A 26576-nucleotide genomic window follows, 5' to 3' on the forward strand; every position below is an offset into this window, starting at 1 on the left:
AAACCAACTATCCGTGGAAGTTGAAATCATCGGCTTTCAGGTTGTGGTCAATGCCCATCAGCGTGATCGAGGCATCATGGCCCAAGTCAATCACCAGGTTCTGGCCGCTGGCATCAAGATGCATGTCGGCTTCGATCTGGTTGAAATTGTTATAGTTCCATTCACTAAGATCGATGATGTCTTCGCCTTCGGTGAAGTCGGTGATTACATCATGGCCGGTAACATCACCCGCCACAAACTGATCCCAGCCCGAACCACCGGTCAGCGTATCATCGCCCAGGCCGCCATAAAGCGTGTCATTACCAGCACCGCCGGTCAGTACGTCATCGCCTGCATTGGACCAGATCACGTCATTGCCATTGCCGCCATGAATGGTGACATCGCCATAGCTTTCGTTCTGGCTGGTCAGATCAACGATATCATCTCCATCACCGGCATCAATAACCTCGATCCCGGAAATACGCGGCGAAGTGCCCGGATCACTTGCCGTATCGTCAAGGAACAGGGCGTCATTACCGCTGGTCAGTTGCAGGGTATCAACGCCATCGCCACCGTTGAAGATGTCGTTGGACTGGTTGTACCCATCGAGATTGACCATATCGCCCGTACCGGCATCACCGCCATCATCATGGCCATACCCATTGCCATTATGGAAGAAATGGCCCCAGCCACTGGTATTGCTGTGCCCGTCTTCGCCCGGTGCACCGTCATTCAGGGCGTACCACTGGTTATTCCAGTGACCATCGGCATTATATTGCAGCACGTCATCGCCTGCGCCACCGTCAAGCACGTCCTGCCCGGCCCCACCGGAAAGCACGTCATTGCCGCTGCCACCATGCAGGGTATCGTTGCCTTCACCGCCAATTAGCACATCATCACCGGCATTGGACCACAAAATATCGTCGCCCGTGCCGCCATCGATGGTGACATCGCCATAGCTGTTGGTTGAACTGGTCAGATCGACGATATCGTTACCATTGCCAGCATCGATAACTTCGATGCCGGAAATGCGCGGTGATACCCCCGGTGCGGACAGGTCATCATGCAGGATCAAGGCATCATTGCCCGAAGACATAACCAGCGTGTCGTGGCCTTCGCCACCATTAAAGATGTCGTTGGACTGGTGATAACCGCTCAGATTGATCTGAACATTGCTGCCCGGTGCATTCGGGTCGCCCATATCACGCACCGCATTGCCCGACGTCCAGTTGGCATCGTCATGATATTGCAGGACATCGTCACCGGCACCGCCATCAAGCTGGTCCTGGCCACTGCCGCCCCACAGGGTATCGTTGCCATCGCCACCAACAAGGTGGTCATTGCCCGAACCGCCCCACAGGGTATCGTTGCCAAGGCCGCCCAGCAGGTCATCATTGCCGCCACCGCCCGAAAGCAGGTCATCGCCATTCAGGCCCGAAAGCAGGTTGGCACCTTCATCACCAAACAGGGCATCGGCAAAGTTCGACCCAATCAGATCCTCGATCGAGGTCAGGAAGTCCTGCCCGGCACCACCCGATGCCGTATGAACCGAAAGGTCAACGGCAACAGCCGCGCTGGCATTGGCATAGCTTGCCGTATCCCGGCCCGATCCGCCATCAAGGCTGTCATTGCCGGCACCGCCGCTTAGCGTATCGTTACCATTGCCACCCCACAGGCGGTCATTGCCATCGCCACCATCAAGGATATCGTTGCCGGAATCACCGTTCAGGCTGTCATCGCCGCTTTGACCATACAGGGTATCATCGCCATCTTCGCCAAACAGGCGATCATTGTTGGCGCCACCGTCAATCACGTCATTGCCGGTACCGCCATAAAGCGAGTCATCGCCATTTTCGCCAAACAGGGTGTCGTTACCATCTTCGCCCCAGATACGGTCATTGTTATCCTGACCGTTCAGAACGTCATGGCCGGTGCCGCCCTTGATCGAATCATCGCCCGAACCACCATAAATGGTGTCGTTGCCATCATCGCCAAACAGGCGATCCTGGCCCTGGCCACCATCAAGCGTATCATCGCCGGTGCCACCCAGCAGGCTGTCATCGCCATCATTGCCCAGCAGCACGTCATTGCCATCGCCACCTTCAAGGCGATCCTGGCCGCTGCCGCCTTCAAGGCGGTCATTACCCTGATCCCCATAAAGGCGATCATCACCGTCATCGCCATAAAGGGTGTCATTACCATCCATACCGCGCAGGGTATCCTGCCCGCCAAGGCCCATGACCGTGTCATCACCGGCAAGGGCTGCGATGGAATCATTGTTGCTGGTGCCATAAAGCACATCGCGATATTCGGTCGGGCCGCTGGTACCGGTAACACCAACGAAGGAATCCGCGCTCAAATCTTCAAGGCGGATATCTTCAAGGGTCAGCGTGCCTTCGCCATTAAGGAAAATGACGACATCATTGCCAACCTGCGACATGTGACCGGCAAGGTCCGACCAGTCGGTAATGCCCATCGCCGTAAGCGAGATTTTGTCCTGCCCGATGGCAAAATCAGTAACAAGCTTGTTGCCCGCATTATTGGAAACAACAATCGTGTCATTGCCGGAACCACCGGTGAAGGTATCGTTACCTGCCCCGCCATCAAGCGTGTCGTTGCCATCAGCACCAAGCAGATAATCATTGCCAGCATCGCCATTCAGAATGTCGTTGCCATCACCACCCCACAGGGTGTCATCACCATTGCCGCCGGAAAGGGTGTCGTCGCCGCCACCATTGTTCCAGTCGCCCGCCAGCAGGTCATTGCCATCGCCACCGGTGATAATGTCGTTCCCAGCACCGCCTTCGATGGTGTCATTGCCGCTGTCGCCCGAAAGCGTATCGTTGCCGGCACCGCCAAAGATCAGGTCTTCGTTATCGCCCCCCGAAACGATGTCATTGCCATCGCCCGCTTCGATCCAGTCATTACCGCCCGACCCGAAGATGGTGTCATTTTCCACGCCGCCAATCAGGTGGTCATTACCATCCTTGCCGTCGATGTAATCTTCGCCGCCTTCGCCATCGATAACGTCATCGCCAGCACCACCAAACAGGGAATCATTGCCATCCCCGCCGGAAATCACATCGGCCCCGTCCTCGCCATCGATCCAGTCATCACCCGAACCGCCATCAAGCACGTCATCCTGGTTACCCCCAAGGATGGTGTCATTGCCCGAACCGCCAGAAATCTGGTCATTGCCATCATTGCCGATCAGGGTGTCGTCGCCAGCACCCCCTTCAACCACGTCATCACCGGCCAGCGCATCGATATAATCGCCCGCCGACGTCCCCGAAAGCACGTCGTCATAGGGGGTTGCACCGATAAAGCCGTCAACATCCTCGAAGGTATCGGCACTGATATCGCGCAGATGCACCCCACGCAGGGTCAGCGAACCATTTTCACCCAGATCAATCACCAGGTTGCCATTCACCTCCGACAGGCGTGATGCCAGATCGGACCATTCGGTAATGCCAACACCGGCCAGCGAGACGCGGTCTTCGCTGGTGTTGAAATCGGTTACCACCTTGTGGCCGTCGGTGCTGGTGACGATGACATGGTCTGCGCCCGATCCGGTTTGCATGGTGTCGTCACCAGCACCGCCATCCAGGCTGTCATTGCCGCCGCCGCCATTCAGGATATCGCGGCCATCATCACCATAAAGGGTATCATCACCCAGTTCGCCATACAGCACATCGTTGCCTGCACCACCATGAACGGTGTCGCCGCCATCGCCAACCCAGATGGTGTCGTTGCCCAGACCACCATCAATGGTGTCAATGCTGGCATCGGCCTCGACATTGTCAAACACGTCATTGCCATCACCCAGATCAACCACATTGTCCTGGCTGTTGCCATAGATGTAATCGTCATGGGCCGAGGCAATTACCCGTTCAATACCCGAAAGAATATCGCCAGCGGCATCGCCGCTCAGGCCTTCATTTGCCGCCCACGGATTACGTGCATTGCCATCGGTTGCGCCAAGATAGGCTTCAACGCCCTGGGCAGAATGGCTGTAATCAACGGTATCGATGCCTTCGCCGCCCATCAGGGTATCGGCACCGGCACTGCCCATCAGGGTGTCATCACCAGCACCTGCATCGACAACGTCATTACCGGCACCGTCATGGATAATATCATTACCCTCGCCGCCCAGAATGGTGTCATTGCCATCGCTGGTCCACAGCACGTCATTGCCGCTGCCACCATCAACCGTGACATCGCCATACCCATATTGTGAACTGGTCAGGTCAACCACGTCATTGCCAGCACCGGCATTGATTACTTCAATGCCCGATATACCAGCCGCAGCCGTGCCGCCCGCATGGTCCGCATCCAGGATGATGGCATCATTGCCATCCGTACCGTTCAGGGTATCAATGCCTTCTCCACCGGCGAAAACATCACCCGACATTCCCATACCATCAAGCGATACACCAATGCCTGTGCCTGTGCTGGTCGGGCTGCCCGCATGGTCGGTGTCGCTGGTCGCGGTTCCGGTGTGATCGCCGGTAAACTGCAACACGTCATCGCCTGCGCCGCCAGCAAGGGTATCATCGCCAGCCCCACCGGAAAGGGTATCGTTACCATCCCCGCCCGACAGCACGTCATTGCCATCATTGCCCAGCAGGGTGTCGTTCCCTTCACCGCCGCTAACGGTATCGTCACCGCCAAGGGCATCGATCACGTCATCGCCGCTGGTTCCGGCAAGGGTATCGCCCAGGTCGGAGGCAATATTTTCAACACCATCAAACTGATCGGCACTTAGTTGCGCGATCGAGATACCTTCAAGGGTAATGGTCCCGCCCTGCGGCAGGGTGATAACCGCATTACCATTGGCATCATCGGCAATCATGCCCTTCAGTTCGGACCAGCTGCCAACATTAAGGTCCGGCAAAGAGATATGGTCTTCTTCCAGGCTGAAATTGCGCACGATGTCGTGGTCGGTGCCATCGGCGAAAATCAGGCTGTCGGCCCCGGCTCCACCATCAATAATGTCATCGCCAGCACCGGCAACCAGCGTATCGGCACCGTCACCACCCAACAGCAGGTCGTTGCCTTCGCCCCCTTCAATCAGGTCATTGCCCGTGCCACCCGACAGGGTGTCATCGCCAGCACCGCCTGCCAGCTGGTCATTACCATCACCACCCAGCAGGGTGTCGTTACCGTCACCGCCACCCAGCACGTCATTGCCAGCGCCACCGTCAAGCGTGTCATTCCCGGCATCGCCTGACAGGGTGTCGGCATCGTTACCGCCGCTTAGGCTGTCATTGCCGTCGCCACCAAACAGGGTATCGGCACCATCACCGCCCGAAAGCTGATCATCGCCCGCGCCGCCATCCAACATGTCGTTGCCAGCGCCACCGTCAAGCGTGTCGTTCCCGGCATCGCCTGACAGGGTGTCGGCGTCGTTACCGCCGCTCAGGCTGTCATTGCCGTCGCCACCAAACAGGGTATCGGCACCATCACCGCCCGAAAGCTGGTCATCGCCCGCGCCGCCATCAAGAACGTCGTCGCCGCCATCGCCGGAAAGGATATCGTTATCCGCCCCGCCCGAAATGCTATCGGCACCTTCGCCACCCAAAAGCGTATCGCTGCCGGCATCACCCGAAAGGATGTCCGCGCCATTACCGCCTTTCAGCGTATCGTTTCCAGCCCCCCCCAGCAGCGTGTCGTTACCGTCACCACCGCTAAGCTGGTCATTACCGGCGCCACCATCGATCAGGTTATCGCCGCTATTGCCAGCCAGAACGTCGTTTTTCGACGAGCCGATAATATCTTCGATCGAGATCAGACGATCGGCTTCGTTTGCACCGATCTGGGCGCTGCCCGAGGCGAGGTTTGCGATAACGCCACTGGTCGAACCGCTATAATCAGCGGTATCGCGGCCATCGCCACCATTAAGGGTGTCATTGCCCGCACCACCGGCCAGGGTATCATTACCGGCACCACCGTTAAGGACGTTGGCCGATGCATTACCGGTAATCGTATCGTCGAAATCGGAACCAACGACATTTTCAACATATTGCAGAATGTCATTGCCCGCACCGCCCGTTGCCGTGTTGGCGGAAAGGTCAACATTTACGCCGGAAATGGCATCGTCATACAGGACGGTGTCGGTATCGGCACCGCCATAGATGGTGTCATCGCCCAGGCCACCACGCATGGTATCGTTACCAACACCACCAATCAGGTAGTCATTGCCTGATGCGCCGTCCAAAACGTCATAGCCCGATCCACCGTCAAGCGTATCGTTACCCGCACCACCATAGAGGTTATCGGCACCGTTGCCGCCCAGCAGCGTGTCATTACCCGCATTGGCCCACAGGGTGTCATTGCCATTGCCACCATCGATAACGACATCGCCATAGGACAAATGATCGCTGGTAAGATCGACCACGTCATTGCCATCACCAGCCAGGATATTTTCAATCCCGTCAAGCTGGGCACCGGCCGGGGCATCGGTCACGACATCAAAACTGATGGAACGCAGGAAATAATCGCTGCTGTCGCTGCCCTGGCTGCCATCGGCATAGGGTTCGGCGGCAAAGGAAAGATAGCGGAAGGCAATTGGGTTGCCACTGGCATCCAGCACCGAGATTTCGGCCGTGCCAACATCACCGCTGGTATAATTGACGGTATCGCCGTTCAGATCACCACTGGCGACCAGATTGCCGTTGGCATCAAAGGCCTGCCAGCTACCGGTTTCACCACCGGATTCCCCGCGCAGCATGTTGGAAACCTGAACCATGGCACGGATTGAATCCGCGCCCAGATCGACAACGATGCTTTCGCTTTGGCCTGTCTGACCATTATGGTTGATCTGGCTGCCTGCCGGGCTGCCGCCATTATTGCCAATGCCGTTGCCGTCATAGGCAATGGTATCGGTCCCGGCGGCAAGGTTCAGCTTGCCGTTTTCATCGGTAACCGGCACACCAAAATCATATGCATAAAGCCCCGCACCAGACCATGCCGTTTGCACAGCCGTCGGGTTGGACTGATTGGTCAGGCCAAAGCTGCGGGTTTCGGTTGCGCCATCGCCGCCCAGGCCAAGTTTGGCCCCATCCAGCACCAGCGCATCATTGCCCCCCGAAAGCTGCAGGGTATCAACGCCCTCGCCACCAACAAAGCTGTCTGCGGTAATGGCATGATTGCCAATATCAGCCAGATCACCAGTACCGCCAACACCCGGGCTGCCCTGGTTTTCGGTGGTCGTACCCGATGCGGCCTGATCATCGGCATTGAATTGCAGGACGTCATCGCCCGCACCGCCGTCGATTTCATCGGTGCCCGCACCACCCGACAGGGTGTCGTTGCCTTCACCGCCACTTAGGGTGTCATCACCCGTGCCACCGGCAAGGCTGTCATCGCCCGCACCACCAGCAAGGGTATCATTGCCCGCATCACCCGACAGACTGTCATTGCCTTCGCCACCAGCAAGCGTGTCATCACCTGCACCACCCGACAGGGTATCGTTACCGGCATCACCGCCCAGCGTATCATTGCCAGCACCGCCGGAAATAGTGTCATTGCCATCAAGGCCGTCAATTTCATCATCGCCCTCGCCACCGGCAAGGACGTCGTCATAGGCCGTGCCGCCATCGGCGATATTGGCAAAATCATCCGCGCCCAGGCTGCCAAGTGCCACACCCTGCAACAGGATGGTGCCCCCCGCAGGCAGGTTGATAATGGTGTTGCCGTGGCCGTCATCGACCAGCTGTTCGCGAAGCTGGGTCCAGCTGACATAGCCGCTATCAGGCAGGGAAATGGTGTCTTCACCCGGTTTGAAATCGGTGACGACATCGTTATCCGTACCATCAGCAAAGCGGAAGGTATCATTGCCGGTACCGCCGGTCAGGGTATCGTTACCCAGACCACCATCCAGCAGGTCATTGCCCGCCCCGCCAAACAGGGAATTGGCACCGGTACCTCCCAACAGCGTGTCATCACCCGCACCACCAACGACATTTTCAAAACCCGAAACGGTGTCATTGCCCGTCGATCCGCTGCTGGCATGACCAGTTGCAAGGTCAACACTGACGGGGCCGACTGCGCGGCTCATATCCAGGGTATCAATCCCGGCATCACCATTCAGGATATCATCGCCCGCACCGGCATAAACCCAGTCATCGCCGGTTCCGGCATCGATACTGTCATTTCCGGCCGCGCCATCAAGCACGTCGTTGCCGCTGCCGCCAATCAGATGATCGGCCCCGGCACCGCCGGTTACCACGTCATGACCCGCACCACCATCCAGGCGGTTGCCCTGGTCATTCCCCGTCAGGAAATCACGACCGGCACCACCGGTAACATTTTCAATACCGGTCAGGGTATCGTGCCCGGTTTCATTGGACGATGCAGTACCATCAGCAAGGTTAACCACCGCACCCGACTGCGCCTGGGACATATCAAGGGTATCAAACCCGCCATCCCCTGCAAGCGCGTCATCCCCGGCACCTGCCACCAGCGTATCATTACCTTCGCCGCCCGAAACAACGTCGTTGCCCGCGCCATCGGCAATAATATCAAGGCCATCCCCGCCCGACAGGCTGTCATTACCCGCACCGCCATCAAGGGTGTCATCACCGGCACCACCGGTCAGGGTGTCGTTGCCAGCACCACCTGCCAGGCTGTCATTGCCAAGGCAGCCATCAACGCTGTCATCACCAGCGCCACCATCAAGGCGGTCATTACCGGCACCACCGAAAACGGTATCGTTCCCGGCGCCGGCATTTACCGCGTCATTGCCATCACCGGCATAAATGGTGTCATTGCCCTGGTTGGTCCACAGGGTGTCGTTGCCCGTGCCGCCATCAACCGTGACGTCGCCATAACCGAATTTCGACGATGTCAGATCAACAACGTCATCGCCTGCGCCGGTATTGATGACTTCAACATCAACAATGCCCGGGGTGCCGGTGCTGCCAAAGCTGTGATCATTATCAAGGATAATCGCATCCTTGCCCGATGTACCGAGCAGGGTATCGATGCCTTCGCCACCATCAAACACATCGTCGCTAAGGCCTGCACCATTCAGGTTGGCGACTTCGCCTGTTCCGGCAACGCCGGGGCTGCCAACATTGTTGGTGCTGTCGGCTGCGGTCCCGGTATGGTCGTTTTCAAAATGCAGCACGTCATCGCCTGCACCGCCCAAAACGGTATCGCGGCCTTCGCCACCACCCAGCGTATCCTGGCCATCGCCACCCGAAACAGTGTCATCACCGCTGCCGCCATCGATGGTGTCGTTGCCATCGCCGCCTTCAAGCGTATCGGAACCTTCGCCGCCACCCAGGCTGTCATCACCGGCACCGCCATCGATGGTATCATCACCGGCATCACCGCCCAGGGTGTCGTTACCGTCACCACCGCTTAGGGTATCGTTGCCCGAACCGGCATCAATGGTGTCATCACCATCGCCACCCCTCAGGGTATCGTCGCCTTCGGTTGCGATGTTTTCAACACCGTCAAAGGCATCGGCATTCAGATCAGCCAGGGCAACGCCCGTCAGCGTGACCGTCCCGCCCATCGGCAGGTTGATAACCGCATCACCATTGGCATTTTCGCCCAGATAGGGCTGCAACAATGTCCAGCTTGAAACATCAAGATCGGGCAGGGAAATAACATCTTCGCCAACGGTAAAGCCATTGACCACGTCATGATCGGTGCCATCGGCAAAGACCAGTGTGTCAGCCCCGGCACCCCCATCAATAACGTCGTTGCCAGAACCAGCCTCGATCACGTCATTCCCGGCACCGCCCAGCAGGCTGTCATCGCCAGCCCCACCAATCAGCGTATCGGCACCTTCACCACCCGAAAGCAGGTCATTGCCAATGCCACCGTCCAGAACATCATCGCCCGCACCACCCTGCAGGGTATCGGCACCTTCGCCACCCGAAAGCACATCATTGCCGTCGCCACCGTCAATCACGTCATTCCCGGCATCACCCGACAGGGTATCGTTCCCGGCATCGCCGCTCAGCGTGTCATTGCCAGTACCACCAAAAACGGTATCGGCCCCGTCGCCACCATGGGCGATATCATTGCCATCACCGGCATCAAGCACATCATCCCCGGTGCCGCCCGAAAGCGTATCATCGCCGGCACCACCCAAAAGGGTGTCATTGCCCGCGCCGCCATCAAGGCTGTCATTGCCAAGGCCACCATCAAGCGTATCGGTGCCATCACCGCCCAGCAGGGTGTCATTACCGACACCGCCCAGGACATGGTCGTTGCCATCACCGGCATCAATGATGTTATCGCCATCCGAACCGGCAATGGAATCATCCCCGGACGAGCCAATGACATTTTCAAAACCGGAAATCTGGTCGCTGCCAGTATTATCACCAATGGCAATACCCGCCGCCAGATTGACACTGGCCTGACCAGCACCGGACATATCAAGCGTGTCGCTGCCTTCGCCACCGGCAAGCGTGTCATCGCCAGCACCCGCCATGACCGTATCGTTGCCGCTACCGGCATCAATCACGTCATTGCCAGCCCCGCCGTCAATCACATCGTCCCCGGCCTGCCCGGCCAGGCTGTTTACGCCTGCATCACCAGTGATGGTGTCATTACCGCCAGAACCCAAAACATTTTCAATGCCGGAAACCTGGTCCGTCCCAGTTGCTGCCGAGGATGCGCTACCTGCTGCCAGGTTAACCGTTGCGCCATTGGCCCCGGACATATCAAGGGTATCAACCCCGTCGCCCCCTAGCAGCGTATCATTGCCAGCACTGGCAACCAGGCTATCGTTACCGGCACCGCCATCAACAACGTCATTCCCCGCGCCACCATTAAGCGCATCATTGCCATCGCCACCCAACAGGGTGTCGTTGCCGACATTGCCCCACAGGGTGTCATTGCCCGCACCACCATCGATGGTGACATCGCCATAGGCATATTGCCCGCTGGTCAGATCAACAACGTCATCGCCTGCACCAGCATCGATTACTTCGATATCGCTGATTGCCGGGTTTGCCGTGCCGTTGGCATGGTCGCCATCAAGAATGATGGCATCATCGCCCGACGTCCCCAAAAGGGTATCGTGGCCAGCACCGCCATCGAGGCTGTCATCGCTAAGGCCTTTGCCTTCAAGATCGGCAATGGCACCGGTTCCGGCATGGCCGGGGCTGCCGGCATGGTCGGTCTGATCACCGGCCTGGCCGACATGGTCCGCGCCAAATTGCAGGGTGTCATCGCCATTGCCGCCCGAAAGCGTATCGGTGCCCTCACCACCCGAAAGGGTATCGGCATCATCGCCGCCATCAAGCACGTCATCGCCAGTGCCACCATCAAGCGTATCATCACCGGCACCGCCGGAAACGGTGTCGTTACCAGCACCAGCCGCGACGGTATCATTGCCGCCAATGGTATCAAAATTGTCGTCGCCGTCGGTCCCCGTCAGGGTATCGTCGCCCGGAGTGCCAACATTTTGCACGCCATCAAACTGGTCGGGGCCAAGCTGATCCAGGCTGACACCCTGCAAGGTTACCGTGCCGCCCTGCGGCAGGTTGATTACGGCATCACCGGCACCGTTGCTGCCCAGAAGCGGCTGCAACTCGGTCCAGGTTGTAATATTGCTGTCAGGCAGGGAAATAACATCTTCGCCCGGCGTAAAATCGCTGACGATGTCGTGGTCTGTGCCATCGGCAAAAACAAACACGTCATGGCCTTCACCACCGGAAACAACATCGTTCCCGGCACCGGCATCAATGACGTCATTGCCTGCCCCGCCCGAAAGCAGGTCATCACCGGCACCGCCGGCAAGGGTATCATTGCCCGCACCACCATCAATGGTGTTGGCCCCGGCATCGCCGGAAAGCTGGTCATTCTGGGCGGAACCGGTAATGTTTTCAAACCCGCTGATCACGTCAGCCCCGGTCTGATCCCCATTTGCCGTACCGGCGGCAAGGTCAACCGTTACGCTGCCCTGCGCATTTGACAGGTCCAGCGTATCAATACCTTCGCCACCTTCAAGGGTGTCATCACCGGCATCAATCGCAACCACGTCATCACCGCTGCCTGCCATGACATGGTCATTACCTGCCCCGGCAGAAATGGTGTCATTGCCTGCACCGGTATCAATGGTGTTGGCAACGTCGCTGCCAATGACGGTATCATCGCCATCGGTGGCAATGACATTTTCAAAACCGTCAATGCTGTCGGTTCCGGTCGCATCCGATGTTGCGCTACCAGCAGCAAGGTCAATCTGCGCGCCGTGGGCATCGCCCATATCAAGGGTATCGCTGCCTTCACCGCCCGACAGCACATCATTGCCAGCACCAGCTTTGATCACATCATTGCCGATACCACCATCAATCACATCGGCGCCTTCGCCACCATCCAGGCTGTCATTGCCCTCACCACCCAACAGGGTATCAGCACCGGCACCGCCTGAAAGGGTATCATCCCCGGCACCACCGATCAGGGTATCAAGGCCATCACCACCAAGCAGCAGGTCATTGCCTTCGCCGCCATCAAGCACGTCATTACCCGTATCACCCGAAAGCGTGTCGGCATCCGCACCGCCCGAAAGGCTGTCATCACCCGCACCACCGAACAGGGTATCAAGACCATCACCGCCCAGAAGCAGGTCATTGCCCTCGCCGCCATCAAGCACGTCATTACCGGCATCGCCCGAAAGTGTATCGGCATCCGCACCGCCCGAAAGGCTGTCATCACCCGCACCACCAATCAGGGTATCAAGGCCATCACCGCCGAGCAGGACGTCGTTGCCCTCGCCACCATCAAGCACGTCATTACCGGCATCGCCCGAAAGTGTATCGGCATCAGCACCGCCCGAAAGGCTGTCATCACCCGTACCACCAATCAGGGTATCAAGGCCATCACCGCCAAGAAGCAGGTCATTGCCTTCGCCGCCATCAAGCACGTCATTACCGGCATCGCCCGAAAGTGTATCGGCATCGGCACCGCCTGAAAGGCTGTCATCACCAGCGCCACCAAACAGGGTGTCGCTGCCAGCGTCGCCAGCAAGGGTATCGTTGCCTTCGCCGCCATCGATAATATCGTTACCCGCACCACCACGGATGGTGTCGTTGCCGGTGCCGCCCGAAATTACGTCATTGCCATCATTGGCCCACAGGATGTCATCGCCAGCGCCACCATCGATGGTTACGTCGCCATAGCTGAATTTTTCACTGGTCAGGTCAACAATGTCGTTACCGGCACCCGCCTGGATATTTTCGATATCCACAAGCGCGGGCTGGTCCGCACCGCCATTGGCATGGTCACGATCAAGGATGATGGCGTCATCGCCATCCCCGGCAAGAAGGGTGTCATTGCCTTCGCCACCCACAAAGCTGTCAGCCGACAGGTTTTTACCCGAAATATCGGCAATTTCGCCTGTCCCGGCGCTGGTCGGGCTACCGACATGATCGGTACTGTCGCTGGCATCCGCAATTGCGTCGCCTTCAAATTTCAGGACGTCGTCACCTGCCCCGGCATCAATCAGGTCTGCGCCCAGGCCACCGGCCAGGGTATCGGCACCGTCGCGGCCAAACAGGCTGTCATCGCCCGCACCGCCCAGCAACAGGTTATCCCCATCCGACCCGGCAAGGGTGTCGTTGCCGTCACCGCCCTTAAGGTCTTCAATATCAATCAGGGTGTCATTGCCCGCGGCACTTTGCGCTGTGCCATCGGCAAGGTCGGCGACAACCGGTGTGGTGCGGTCACTGTAATCGGCCATATCCCGGCCATCACCGCCTGCCAGCGTATCATTGCCGCTGCCGGCCTGCAGGGTATCGTTACCATCGCCACCCAGAACGGTGTCATTGCCCGCGCCACCGGCAAGCGTATCATCCCCGGCACCACCGGAAATGACATTGTCCTGGTCGTTACCAGTGATGGTGTCGTTAAAATCCGACCCTTCGACATTTTCAAAACCGGAAAGGACATCATTGCCCGCCGCGCCGCCAGCCGTGCCAGAAGCAAGGTCAACATCCACGCCGCCGCTGGCATCACCATAAGACAGGGTGTCGTTGCCGATCCCGCCAATCAGCGTGTCATCGCCGCCAGCCCCAAGAATGGTGTCATCCCCTGCGCCGCCATCAAGGATATTGACGTTTTCATCGCCAATCAGGATGTCGTTGCCATCACCACCGGTGGCATTTTCAATGCTATCAAGAACATCATTTCCAGCCGCACCACTTGCGGTGCCTGCGCCAATATCCACGGTGACGGCTTCGTTGGCATCACCGTAATCGGCGGTGTCATTACCCTCGCCGCCACGCAGGGTATCGTCGCCTGCGCCACCAATCAGGGTGTCGTCGCCTGCGCCTGCATTGATAACGTCATCACCATTTTTGCCATCGATAATATCATTGCCATCAAGGGCATTGATTTCATCGTCAAGCTGGCTGCCATTCAGAACATCGTCAAATTCCGTGCCTTCGATGGTAACATAACCATAGAAATTGCCTGGCCCAAGGTCGTTAATATCAACGCCTTCAAGGGTCAGGGTTTCATCGGGTGACAGGGAAATAACAACATTGCCTGACGCATCGGTAAACATGCGATCAGACAGTTCTTCGTAGGTTTCAATGCCATAGGCAGAAAGATCGATTTTGTCGTGTTCGGGGTCGAAATCGACAACATTGTCGCTGCCACCACCAGGGGCGACCACAACCATGTCGTCGCCTTCGCCGGTAATGATCACATCGTCCGATGCACCGCCGATCAGGGTATCGTTGCCAAGGCCACCATCAAGGGTGGTGACACCATTGCTGCCAATCAGGGTATCGGCGTAATCGGTGCCAATAACATGTTCGATATTGCGAACAATGTCATTGCCCGCAGCACCGGTGGCATACTGGTTTACAAGGTCAACAACAACGCCGCCATCAATCCCAGAATAATCGGCAGTATCGTGGTCGCCATCGCCACCATCGATAATGTCGTCACCGGCATCACCATAAATCCAGTCATTGCCATCATTGCCCTGCAGGACGTCATCACCGTCACCGCCGCGTAGGATATCGTTGCCAGCGCCAGCATTGATGGCGTCATCACCGGCACCACCCATAATGGTGTCATTGCCGGCACCGGCATTAATATCATCGGCACCCGACCCGGCATCGATCACGTCATCGCCATCGCCGGTATCAATGGCGTCGTTACCGCCGCCCGCCATAATGGTGTTATCGCCCGATGATCCGGCGATCACGTCATTGAAATCCGATCCAATAACATTTTCGATGCTGCCCAGGGTATCGGTGCCCTGGCCGGTTGCGGTGCCTGCGCTCAGATCAACATGCATGCCACCTGTTGCCGCCGAAAAATCGACCGTGTCGCTGCCTTCACCCCCCAGAAGGGTGTCATCACCTGCGCCACCTTCAAACAGGTCATTACCCGAAAGGCCCGTCAGGACGTTATTGCCAGCATCGCCCCGCAACACATCGTCAAACAGCGTGCCGGTGACATTTTCAATGCCACTAAGGGTATCGTCGCCATCGCCACCGGTGACAGTATTGTCCTGCAGGCTGGCCGAAATACCCTGGCTTTCATTGGCGTAGTCGGCCGTATCAATGCCTTCACCACCGCGCAGATCATCACTGCCAGCGCCACCGGCAAGTGTATCGTCACCGCTGCCGCCATCCAGGATATCATTGCCTCCACCGCCAATAACCCGGTCATTCCCCAGACCGGCCGAAACGGTATCATCACCATCAAGGGCATTGATAACGTCACTGCCATCCGTACCGGTCAGCTCATCGACCTCATCGGTGCCAAGCTGAACATCAACACCTTTGAAATTATCCGCCGTCAGGCTGGCCGGATTAACATTCAGAAGCGTGATGCTGTCCTTGCCATTCAGGCTGATGGTCAGGTTGCCGTTGGCATCGGTGCCAAACATGGATTTCAGGGCATCGAACCCGCCGATATTAAAGGCGGTCAGGTCGATAACATCGCCGCCAACCTCAAAATCGGTAATCGTGTCGTTGCCATCACCGGGATTGAACACAACCGTGTCGTTGCCCGATCCCAGTGTCAGACGGTCATTGCCTGTACCGGCATCAAACCAGTCATTACCTGCCCCGCCAATAAAAGTATCGCTGCCGGTGCTGCCAAGGAAGGTATCGGCATTACCGGTGCCTTCAACAATTTCAATATTGCGAAGCTGGTCAAGGCCAGCCGTTGTGCCACTTAAAGTGCCCGATGCCATGTCAACCGTGACCGGGCCATCGATATTGCGATAGGACGCGGTATCAATACCTGCGCCACCATCAATCATATCATTGCCGGCCCCGGCCATGATCACGTTGGCCCCGGCATCGCCGGTAATAATGTCGTTGCCGGCACCTGTGGTGATATTTTCAATATTTGAAATGCTGTCGGTTTCACCATTGATGATGACCGTGCCCGCCGCCAGATCAACGACCTGGTCGCCACCCTGTGCCGATGTATCAAGGGTATCAACGCCCGCACCGCCATCCAGGGTATCAATACCGGCACCGCCCGAAAGCGTGTCATTGCCGGTACCACCCAGCAACACGTCATTGCCCGCACCGCCCGACAATACGTCATTGCCAGCACCGCCGGTTAAAACGTTATTGCCGCTATCGCCGCTCAGCACGTCATCAAAGGCGGAACCATTGATGTTTTCAACATTGATCAGACGGTCGGCATCGCCGCCGCTAACCCGCCCGGTAGACAGATCCGCCGTTACGCCCGCGGTCGCATTGTCATAGCTGACGGTATCAATGCCTTCGCCACCATCAATGGTGTCCGCACCGGCACCACCACGCAGGAAGTCATCCCCCGCATCGCCAAACAGAACGTCATCGCCAGCGCCACCAAAAACGGTGTCATTGCCGGCACCGGCATGCAGGGTGTCGGCATCGGCGCTGCCGGTAAAGGTATCGGCATAATCCGAACCAATAACTTCTTCGATCCCGGTAAAACGGTCCTGGCCGATATCGCCACCGGTGGCCGTTGATGCTGCAAGGTTAATATTCAGCGCGCCATCGGCATCGCTGTAATCCAGCACATCGCGGCCTTCGCCGCCGGAATAGACATCGTCGCCCGCTTCACCCAGGAAGCGGTCATCACCGGCACCGCCATCAAGGATGTCATTGCCGGCTCCACCCGTCAGGGTATCGTCGCCCGCGCCACCTGACAGCACGTTATTGGCGGCATTACCGGCCAATACATCGTCAAATGCCGAACCGGTCACATTTTCAAAACCGGAAAGGGTATCATTGCCATCGGCACCGCTGGCTGTGCCTGCTGCCAGGTCGACATTTACCGCACCATCGGTGGTGCTGTAATCCAGGGTGTCGGTGCCAGCACCACCTTCAAGGGTATCATCGCCGCTGCCCCCCGAAACCGTGTCATTACCTGCCCCGGCATCGATGGTATCATTACCGGCACCACCAAAAACGGTATCATTGCCACCCAGGGCATTGATGGTGTCATTCCCGGCGCCACCACGCATAACGTTGGCAGCACTTGTTCCCGAAAGCTGGTCGTCAAATGCACTGCCGGTAACATTTTCAATGCTATCAAGGGTCTGGTTGCCAAAATCGCCAATGGCTGTGCCATCCGCCAGATTGACATTCACGCCCGAGGCAACATTGCCGTAATCAACCGTGTCATCGCCAAGGCCGCCCTGCAGCACGTCATCGCCTGCACTGCCCAGCAGGGTATCGTTGCCCGCACCACCCACCAGGGTATTGATGGCTGCATTGCCGCCCAGCACGTCATTCCCGGCTGAACCGATCAGGTTTTCGATATTGCTAAGGGTATCTGTGCCGCTTGCGGTAACACCGGTGCCTGTGGCCAGGTTGGCCACCACACCATTGCCCAGTTCGCTGGCATAGCTGACGGTATCAATGCCGTCGCCACCGTCGATCACATCCGACCCGCTGCCACCATCAAGCAGGTCGTTGCCCGCACCACCGAGCAGGGTGTCATCTCCGCCGCCCCCCGAAAGGGTGTCGTTCCCGGCAAGGCCGCTTAGGATATTGTTCTGGCTGTTACCAGTGATGGTATCGCCATATTGTGAACCACTGGCATTTTCGATGCTATCCAGGCGGTCTATACCCATCCCCGTCGCAGAACCCTGCGTCAGATTGATGATCATGGCCCCGCTGGCATTGCCATAGCTGACGGTGTCGATACCCGCACCACCGCGCAGGGTATCATTGCCTTCGCTACCAATGATGGTGTCATCGCCATTATTGGCCGAAATCACGTTATCAACGGTGCTGCCTGCCAGAATATCGGCAAACTGGCTGCCTGAAACATCCTCGATATTCACCAGCGTATCGTTGCCATCAGCACCGGTTGCCGTCATATTTTGCAGATCAACATTCACCGATCCGCCAGCAGCACTGTAATCGGCCATGTCATTGCCGCTGCCGCCAAACAGGGTATCGTCGCCGCCCGCACCGGTCAGCGTGTCGTTCCCGGCACCGCCATCAAGGATATTGCTGCCGCCATCGCCGCGCAAAATATCGTTCCCGGCACCGGCAACCACGTTTTCAATGCGCGACAGGCTATCGTTGCCAGCAGCACCGCTGGCACTGCCCTGCGCCAGATCGACGGTTACATTACCGCTGACATCATCGTAATGGACGGTATCAATACCATCGCCACCATCAATGTAATCGGCACCCGCACCACCGGTCAGTTGGTCATTGCCATCACCGCCCAGCATGTAATCATTGCCATCAAGGCCGATCAGGGTGTCGTTGCCTTCCAGGCCCGACATGGTGTCGTCACCGCTGGTTCCGATCAGAGTGTCGTCGCCAGATGTGCCGGAAATATCGTGAATACCAACAAAATTGGCTGCCGAAATATCATCCAGCCCAACCCCCTGCAGGGTCATGCTGCTGCCATCGCCCAGATCGATTACGAGGTTGCCATCGCCATCGACGGTCATGTTTTCGCGCAGGCGGCCATAGGTATCGATATCAAGTTCACCAACATCGATCCGGTCGCTGGCAACATTGAAATCGGTAACCACATCATGGCCGTCACCGGCTGCAACCTTGTAAAGGTCGGCACCATCCCCGCCCGAAAGGGTATCGTAGCCCGCACCGCCACGCAGGGTATCGTTCCCCGCGCCAGCCGAAATGATGTTGACGCCGTCATCGCCCGTCAGGATGTCACTGCCATCCGAACCGGTAATGTTTTCAATGCCGCTTAAGGTATCATTCCCGGCTGCGCCGGTCGCTGTGCCAGCACCCAGATCAACGCTAACACCTTCCGCGCCAGTATTTTCATAGCTGACGGTATCATTACCCTCGCCACCCGTAATGGTGTCGTCGCCAAGGCCGCCCGAGAGGGTATCGTCCCCACCGCGGCCATCAAGCACGTCATTCCCGGCCCCGCCAGAAATAACATTGTTCTGGTCATTGCCTGAAAGCACATCGTCAAAATCCGAACCGATCAGATTTTCGATATTTGCAAGTGTATCAGTACCATCAATGCCTGTGGCCTGGCCCGTGGTCAGATCGGCCGTCACGCCACCGGTGGCATCATCATAGGTAACGGTATCGTTGCCGTCGCCACCATCGATGCTGTCATTGCCTGCACCACCACGCAGCATATCGTCGCCAGCACCACCCGAAAGGCTGTCATCGCCAGCGCCGCCATCAAGGCTGTCATTACCGGCACCGCCGTCAAGGATGTCGTTGCCCGTACCACCAGCAAGGCGATCAGTACCTGTCCCACCAGAGAGCAAGTCGTTACCGGCACCACCATCGAGGATATCATTGCCACCATTGCCAAGCAGGGTGTTATTGGCATCATTACCAATAATGGTATCGGCAGCAGACGATCCGTTTACATCCTCGATAGAGGTCAGAACATCCGTTTCACCACCCGGCTGGGTTGCCGTGCCATCCGCCAGATTGACAGTAACCCCGCGCGCGGCGGAATAGTCGACCATATCCTGGCCGGCACCACCATCAAGACTGTCATTTCCAGCGCCGCCAGCAAGCGTGTCATTGCCAGCACCAGCAAGAATTACGTCATCGCCGCCGCCGCCCGAAATCACATCATCACCGGCCAGACCATCGATCAATTCGGCAAAATCGGTACCGGTGATGGTATCGGCATTGTCGGTAGCACCAAGCGAGGAAATGTCATTGAAATTCGCTGCACTCAGGGCATCAGGCGAAATACCCGTCAGGGTTAGTTCCTGGCCATTCAGACGAATAACCGCATCGCCGGCATCGTTACTGCCAATCGCCAGGCGCAGGACTTCCCAATTTGGCAGGTTAAAGCCCGACAGATCGATCATGTCTTCAGCGGGGTTGAAGTCGGTAATCGTGTCATTGCCTTCATCGGCACCAAACACAAACTGGTCGGCACCGCTGCCGCCGGTCAGCACGTCATTGCCAGCACCCCCAACAAGCGTGTCGGCACCAGCACCACCAATCAGGGTATCGGTGCCAAGGCCGCCGGACAGCGTATCGTTACCTGCCCCGCCCGACAGGATATTGGCCTGATTATTGCCCGACAAAATGTCATCGCCAGTGCCGGCGGTCACATTCTCAATGCCACTTAATGTGTCATTGCCAGCAGCCCCCGTTGCTGTTCCTGCTGCAAGGTCCACCGTAATATCGCCAGCGGCGTCGCTATAATCAGCGGTATCCGTCCCACCGCCCCCCTGCAACACATCATCGCCGGCGCCACCATGCAAAATATCGTTGCCGGCATTGCCCGACAGGATGTTGTTGCCCGCATCCCCCGACAAAATGTCGTCAAACCCGGAACCTTCCAGGTTTTCAATATTGCTCAGGCTGTCATTGCCAGCGGCACCTGTCGCAGTACCATCTTCAATGCTGACATTCACGCCCCCCGTGGCATTGCGATAGGAGGCCGTATCGATGCCATCCCCGCCATCAATAATGTCGTTACCTTCGCCACCGCTGATCGTGTCGTTACCGTCACCGCCACTCAGGCTGTCATTGCCGGCAAAGCCATTAATGGTATCGTTTGATTCCAGACCATCGATCACATCGCTGCGATCCGTCCCATCCAGAATATCGGCATCCGGGGTCCCTTCGAGCGAGCGTATGCCGGTAAAATTACGGTAGGTCAGATCATCGGGGCTGACATTTTCCAGCGTAATAACGCTATCGCCCACGGTAATAGTGGCAAAGCCGTCGGCATTTTCGCCAATCAGCGGCGCAACATCGGAAAACAGCTCAAGCCCGTCCAGGCCCTGCAGGTCCAGAACATCCTGCGACGGATCAAAATCCGTAATCAGGTCATTGCCGCTTTGCGCAGATACAATAAAGGTATCTGCGCCCGCACCACCCGAAAGCACATCGTCGCCAGCACCACCGTCAATAGTGTCGTTACCGGCACCGGCGCGGATGGTATCTGCACCATCGCTGCCAATCAGGGTATCGGCACCGGCCGATCCTTCAAATTCCTCGAACCCGGAGAAGCTGGTAACGGCATTGCCAACGGTGGCCGTGCCATTCCCGATATCCAGGGTCACGCCGCCGCTCACATCGGCAAAGGACAGGGTGTCGTGACCACTGCCACCTTCAAGGACATCGGCACCGGCACTGCCAAATACCGTGTCATTGCCAGCACCGGCATCAATGTTATTGGCTGCACTACTGCCATGGATGATGTCGTCACCATTACCGGCAACCACATTTTCGATACCAGAGAGGGTGTCGTTACCTTCACCCGTCGCCGTGCCAGCACCCAGATCGATCGAAAGGTTTGCATCACTGGCCGAATAATCGATCGTGTCGGTGCCCGAACCACCCAGCAGTGTATCATCGCCGCCGGACCCTATCAGGGTATCGTTACCGGCACTCCCATTGAGGATATTGTTGCCATCATCACCAGCGATAATGTCATCGCCATTGGAACCCGTGACATTTTCAATATTGGAAAGTGTCTGGCTGCCTGATGCAAGGTCAGCATGGCCCGCAGCCAGATCAACATTGACCGGGCCTTCACCAACATAGCTGACGGTGTCACTGCCTTCGCCGCCATCCAGAATATCATCGCCGCCACCGCCCGACAAAATATCGTCGCCAGCCCCGGTCTGAATCACGTTATTGGCGCTATTACCGGCAACAACATCATTGCCATTGCCGGTAATGATGTTTTCAACACTGCTGACACTATCGACTTCGCCAGTAGCACTATCAGTTACCGTTCCCTGACGCAGATCAACATTCTGTGCCGCTTCACGCGCACTCAGATCAAGGGTATCGGTGCCGCTACCACCAATATAGGTGTCGTTACCTGCCTCACCAAAGAAGGTGTCGTTACCGGCCCCACCGTCGAGCACATCATTGCCGCCAGCCCCGGTGATCACGTCATCACCGGCACCACCCTGCAGTTGGTTAACACCATCATCACCATTGATGGTATCGGCAAAATTCGACCCGATTACATTCTCAATACGGTCCAGAACGTCATTACCAGCAGCACCGGTTGCCGTGCCGGAAGCCAGATCAACATTCACGCTGCCAGGCGCATCGGAATAATCAACCGTATCAACGCCTTCTTCGCCGCGCAGGGTATCGTCGCCCGCACCGCCGCTCAGCGTGTCATCACCATCCCCGCCAGACAGCACGTCATTGCCAGCACCACCATGCAGGGTATCGTCACCTTCAAAACCATAAATGGCGTCATCGCCACCCGTGCCTTCAACGCTGTCATCGGCGTCATCGGCAAAGATACGGCCAAAACCACGGAAATTATCCTGGGTCAGACTTGCTGAATCGACATTTTCAAGGGTAAGCGAACCATCATCGCCAAAATCGATGACGGTATTACCGTTGCCATCATCCTGCATCATGCCCTGCAGGGTGGCAAAGTCCGGCACAACCAGGCGGGACAGATCAATGATATCGGCACCAATTTCAAAATCGGTGACCGTGTCGTTACCAAAACCTTCGGTCAGCTGAATATCATCAACACCGGCTCCGCCTGTAAGGGTGTCATCCCCGGCACCACCTGTCAGGGTATCAATGCCATCGCCCCCCGACAGCACGTTATTGCCGTCGTCACCGGTCAAATGGTCGTCAAAGGCGGAACCCTGAACATTTTCAACCATCTGGACAATGTCATTGCCCGCGCCACCCGTGGCAGTTTCATGGGCAAGATCAACCCGCACGCCAGAAACAGCGTCGCTATAATCAACAGTATCGGTGCCTTCGCCGCCCTGCAGCTGATCATTGCCCAGGCCGCCCTGCAAATAATCGTCGCCGGAGCCACCCTGGATAACATCATCACCAGTGCCACCAATCAGGCTGTCATTGCCCGCGCCACCCTGAACGATGTCATTACCAGCGCCGCCATCAAGCAAGTCGTCGCCATCACCGCCCTGCAGCACATCATTGCCGCTTGCACCGGTCAGGGCGTCATTGCCTGCGCCGCCCTGCAATATGTCGTTGCCTGTGCCGCCATGAAGGACGTCGTCACCATCGCCACCCTGAAGGGTATCATCGCCATCGCCGCCTGCCAGCGTATCTGCCCCGACCGTACCATGCACAATGTCCCGGCCATTGGTCGGCACGTTATCGCTTGGCGTGGTGCCATCGGAACTATCGGAACTATCTGAACCATCCGTGCCGTCGCTGCCAGCACCGGTTTCTCCAGCATCACTGCCCGTATCACCAGCACCGGTTTCGCCGTCACCGTCACCAGTACCCGCGTCAGATGCCCCCTCACCCGTGTCACCGGAACCGGTTTCATCAGAACCGGAATCATTATCGCCCGGCGCACCATCACCCGCGGTGTCATCCCCCGAGGACCCGCTGGTATCGTCGCTGCCGGAACCGCCTGAAACGTCGCCACCGCTGCCAGCATCCGTCGAACCGTCGCCGGTTTCGCCTGATCCCGTTTCACCGGAGGTTTCTTCGCCGGAATTGCCCGACATATCACCGGATGTATCCCCCGATCCATCCGTATTTCCAGTTTCTTCCCCAGACCCATCATTTATGCCGGTTTCACCGCCGCTGGTTTCGTCTTCACCAGTGCCGGTGGAGCCGTTGGTATCATCTGATCCTGAACCAGTCTCACTTCCGGCTTCATCACCGTCCGTGGTGCCATTACCTGTGGTGTCATCCCCGGAGGGCCCACTGGTATCGTCGGCACCGGAACCGCCCGAAACATCGCCATCGCTATCGGTACCTGTCGAACCGTTGCCGGTTTCACCTGATCCCGTTTCACCGGAGGTTTCATCGCCGGAATTGCCCGACGTATCACCGGATGTATCCCCCGATCCATCCGTGTTGCCGGTTTCTTCCCCAGACCCGTCATTTACGCCGGTTTCACCGCCGCTGGTTTCGTCTGCGCCAGTGCCGGTTGAACCATTTGTGTCGTCAGAACCTGAACCTGTTTCGCTACCGGCTTCATCGCCGTCCGCAGCCCCATCACCCGTGGCGTCATCCCCCGAGGACCCACTGGTATCGTCGCTGCCGGAACCGCCTGAAACATCGCCATCACTACCAGTATCTGTTGAACCGTCGCCGGTTTCACCTGATCCCGTTTCACCGGAGGTTTCTTCACCGGAATTGCCCGACGTATCACCAGATGTATCCCCCGATCCATCCGTGTTGCCGGTTTCTTCCCCAGACCCATCATTTACGCCGGTTTCACCCCCGCTGGTTTCGTCTGCACCAGTGCCAGTTGAGCCGTTTCCGTCTTCAGACCCTGAACCGGTCTCGCTACCAGCTTCGTTGTCCGAACCGGCTTCATCGCCGTCCGCAGCACCATCACCCGTGGTGTCATCCCCCGAGGACCCACTGGTATCGTCGCTGCCGGAACCGCCGGAAACGTCGCCATCACTGCCGGTATCCGTTGAACCGTCGCCGGTTTCGCCTGAACCTGTTTCACCAGAAGTTTCTTCGCCGGAATTGCCCGACGTGTCACCGGATGTATCCCCCGATCCATCCGTGTTGCCGGTTTCTTCCCCAGACCCGTCATTTACGCCGGTTTCACCGCCGCTGGTTTCGTCTTCACCAGTGCCGGTTGAGCCGTTGGTGTCGTCAGAACCGGAACCAGTCTCGCTAGCAGCTTCGTCGTCCGAACCAGTTTCTTCACCGTTCGTCGCGCCATTACCAGTGCTGTCATCCCCCGAGGACCCACCGATATTGTCGCTGTCGGAACCGCCCGAAACGTCGCCATCGCTGCCGGTATCTGTTGAACCGTTGCCGGTTTCGCCTGAACCTGTTTCACCGGAGGTTTCATCGCCGGAATTACCCGACGTATCGCCGGATGTATCCCCCGATCCATCCGTGTTGCCGGTTTCACCCTCACTGGCGGCACCGGTGGCATCATCCCCCGATGCGCCGTCAGAGGCCCCATCATTCGCGGCCGTTTCGTCAGATGCAGAGGTTTCGGTATTGTTGGTAATTTCACCCTGGCCAGAGCGCACATCGACAACAACGCCACCAGTCGCATCGCTGTAATCGAGCGTATTGTTGCCATCACCACCAATGATCTGGTCATTGCCGCCGCCGGGCGAGAAGGTATCATCACCGCCCGCGCCATAGAGGATATTGTCGTTGGCATCGCCGCGCAGAATGTCGGAACCGTTGGAACCGGCAACATTGCTGATATTGGAAAACGAAACCGTATCGCGACCGTTGGAGCTGCTGGCCGTGCCAGATGCCATATCGACATTCACACCATCAACCTGCCCCCAATAGGACAGGCTGTCATTGCCTGCGCCACCATCGACCACGTCATTGCCACCGCCACCGCTGATGGCATCATCGCCCGACGTTCCGGCGATCACGTCATCACCAGCGCTGCCTTCGATATAGTTGATCGAAGACAGATCCGGCAGATTGATCGAGCTGCCATCGGCAAGGCCGACAATGCTGCCCGCATCGGTAATCGAAACAGCCTGCAGATCAGCAACGCTGAAGTTCTGCAGCACCAGCACATCGCCATTGCCAAAATCGATCACGACATTGTCGCCATCCTGGCGGGCAAGACTGATCAGATCCAGTGTGGAGGCAACATCGTTACCGGCAAAGGAAAGGGAATCCTGGGTGGGGTCAAAATCGGTAATCGTGGTCTGGCCGAAACCCTGCTGCAGCACGAACAGGTCACGCCCCTGCCCGCCCGTCAGATGGTCACTGCCTTCGCCGGCCACCAGCGTATCGTTGCCAGCACCGCCATTAAGGCTGCCGGTATTGCCATCGGCGATCAGCACATCGTTATAGGCGCTGCCAATGACATTCTGGATATTGGTGAAAACCTGGGTCGCGATGGATTGGGGAACCTGTGCCGGTGTCGCACCGGCATTTTTTGACGCGCCAGAATCAGTTTCACCCGCACCGGAAGAGCTATTTTCCGTACGGGTATCAAGAACATCTTCCAAACCGGGATCAGTGAATCCCGAGCCATCATCCTGATTGGCTGCCGCTGTCAATTTCGTATCTCCCTACATGGGACCAACCGGCACCCCTGCCGGAAAATATTCACAACTTCCCATATACGACAGTATATTTCAGCAGCCCTTGCGCGGCAACAGCTTAAACGCCGGAAAACCGCATGTTTTAGCCTTTTTCACCCCACGTCCCGGTGATCGCGCATTTGCACAAAAGAATTGTCAGATTGTGTCAGAATCCAGCATCCGCGCG

1 protein-coding gene is annotated in these 26576 nt (G+C 57.6%); it reads right to left on the reverse strand.

Annotated features, from left to right (window positions below):
• Positions 1-7: 7 nt before the first annotated feature.
• The gene (locus CSC3H3_RS25040; protein ID WP_281262535.1) at positions 8-26365 is read right to left on the reverse strand and encodes a hypothetical protein; all 26358 of its coding nucleotides are present in this window, start codon (positions 26363-26365) and stop codon (positions 8-10) included.
• Positions 26366-26576 lie beyond the last annotated feature (211 nt).

It is taken from the genome of Thalassospira marina (assembly GCF_002844375.1).
Classification (GTDB): domain Bacteria; phylum Pseudomonadota; class Alphaproteobacteria; order Rhodospirillales; family Thalassospiraceae; genus Thalassospira; species Thalassospira marina.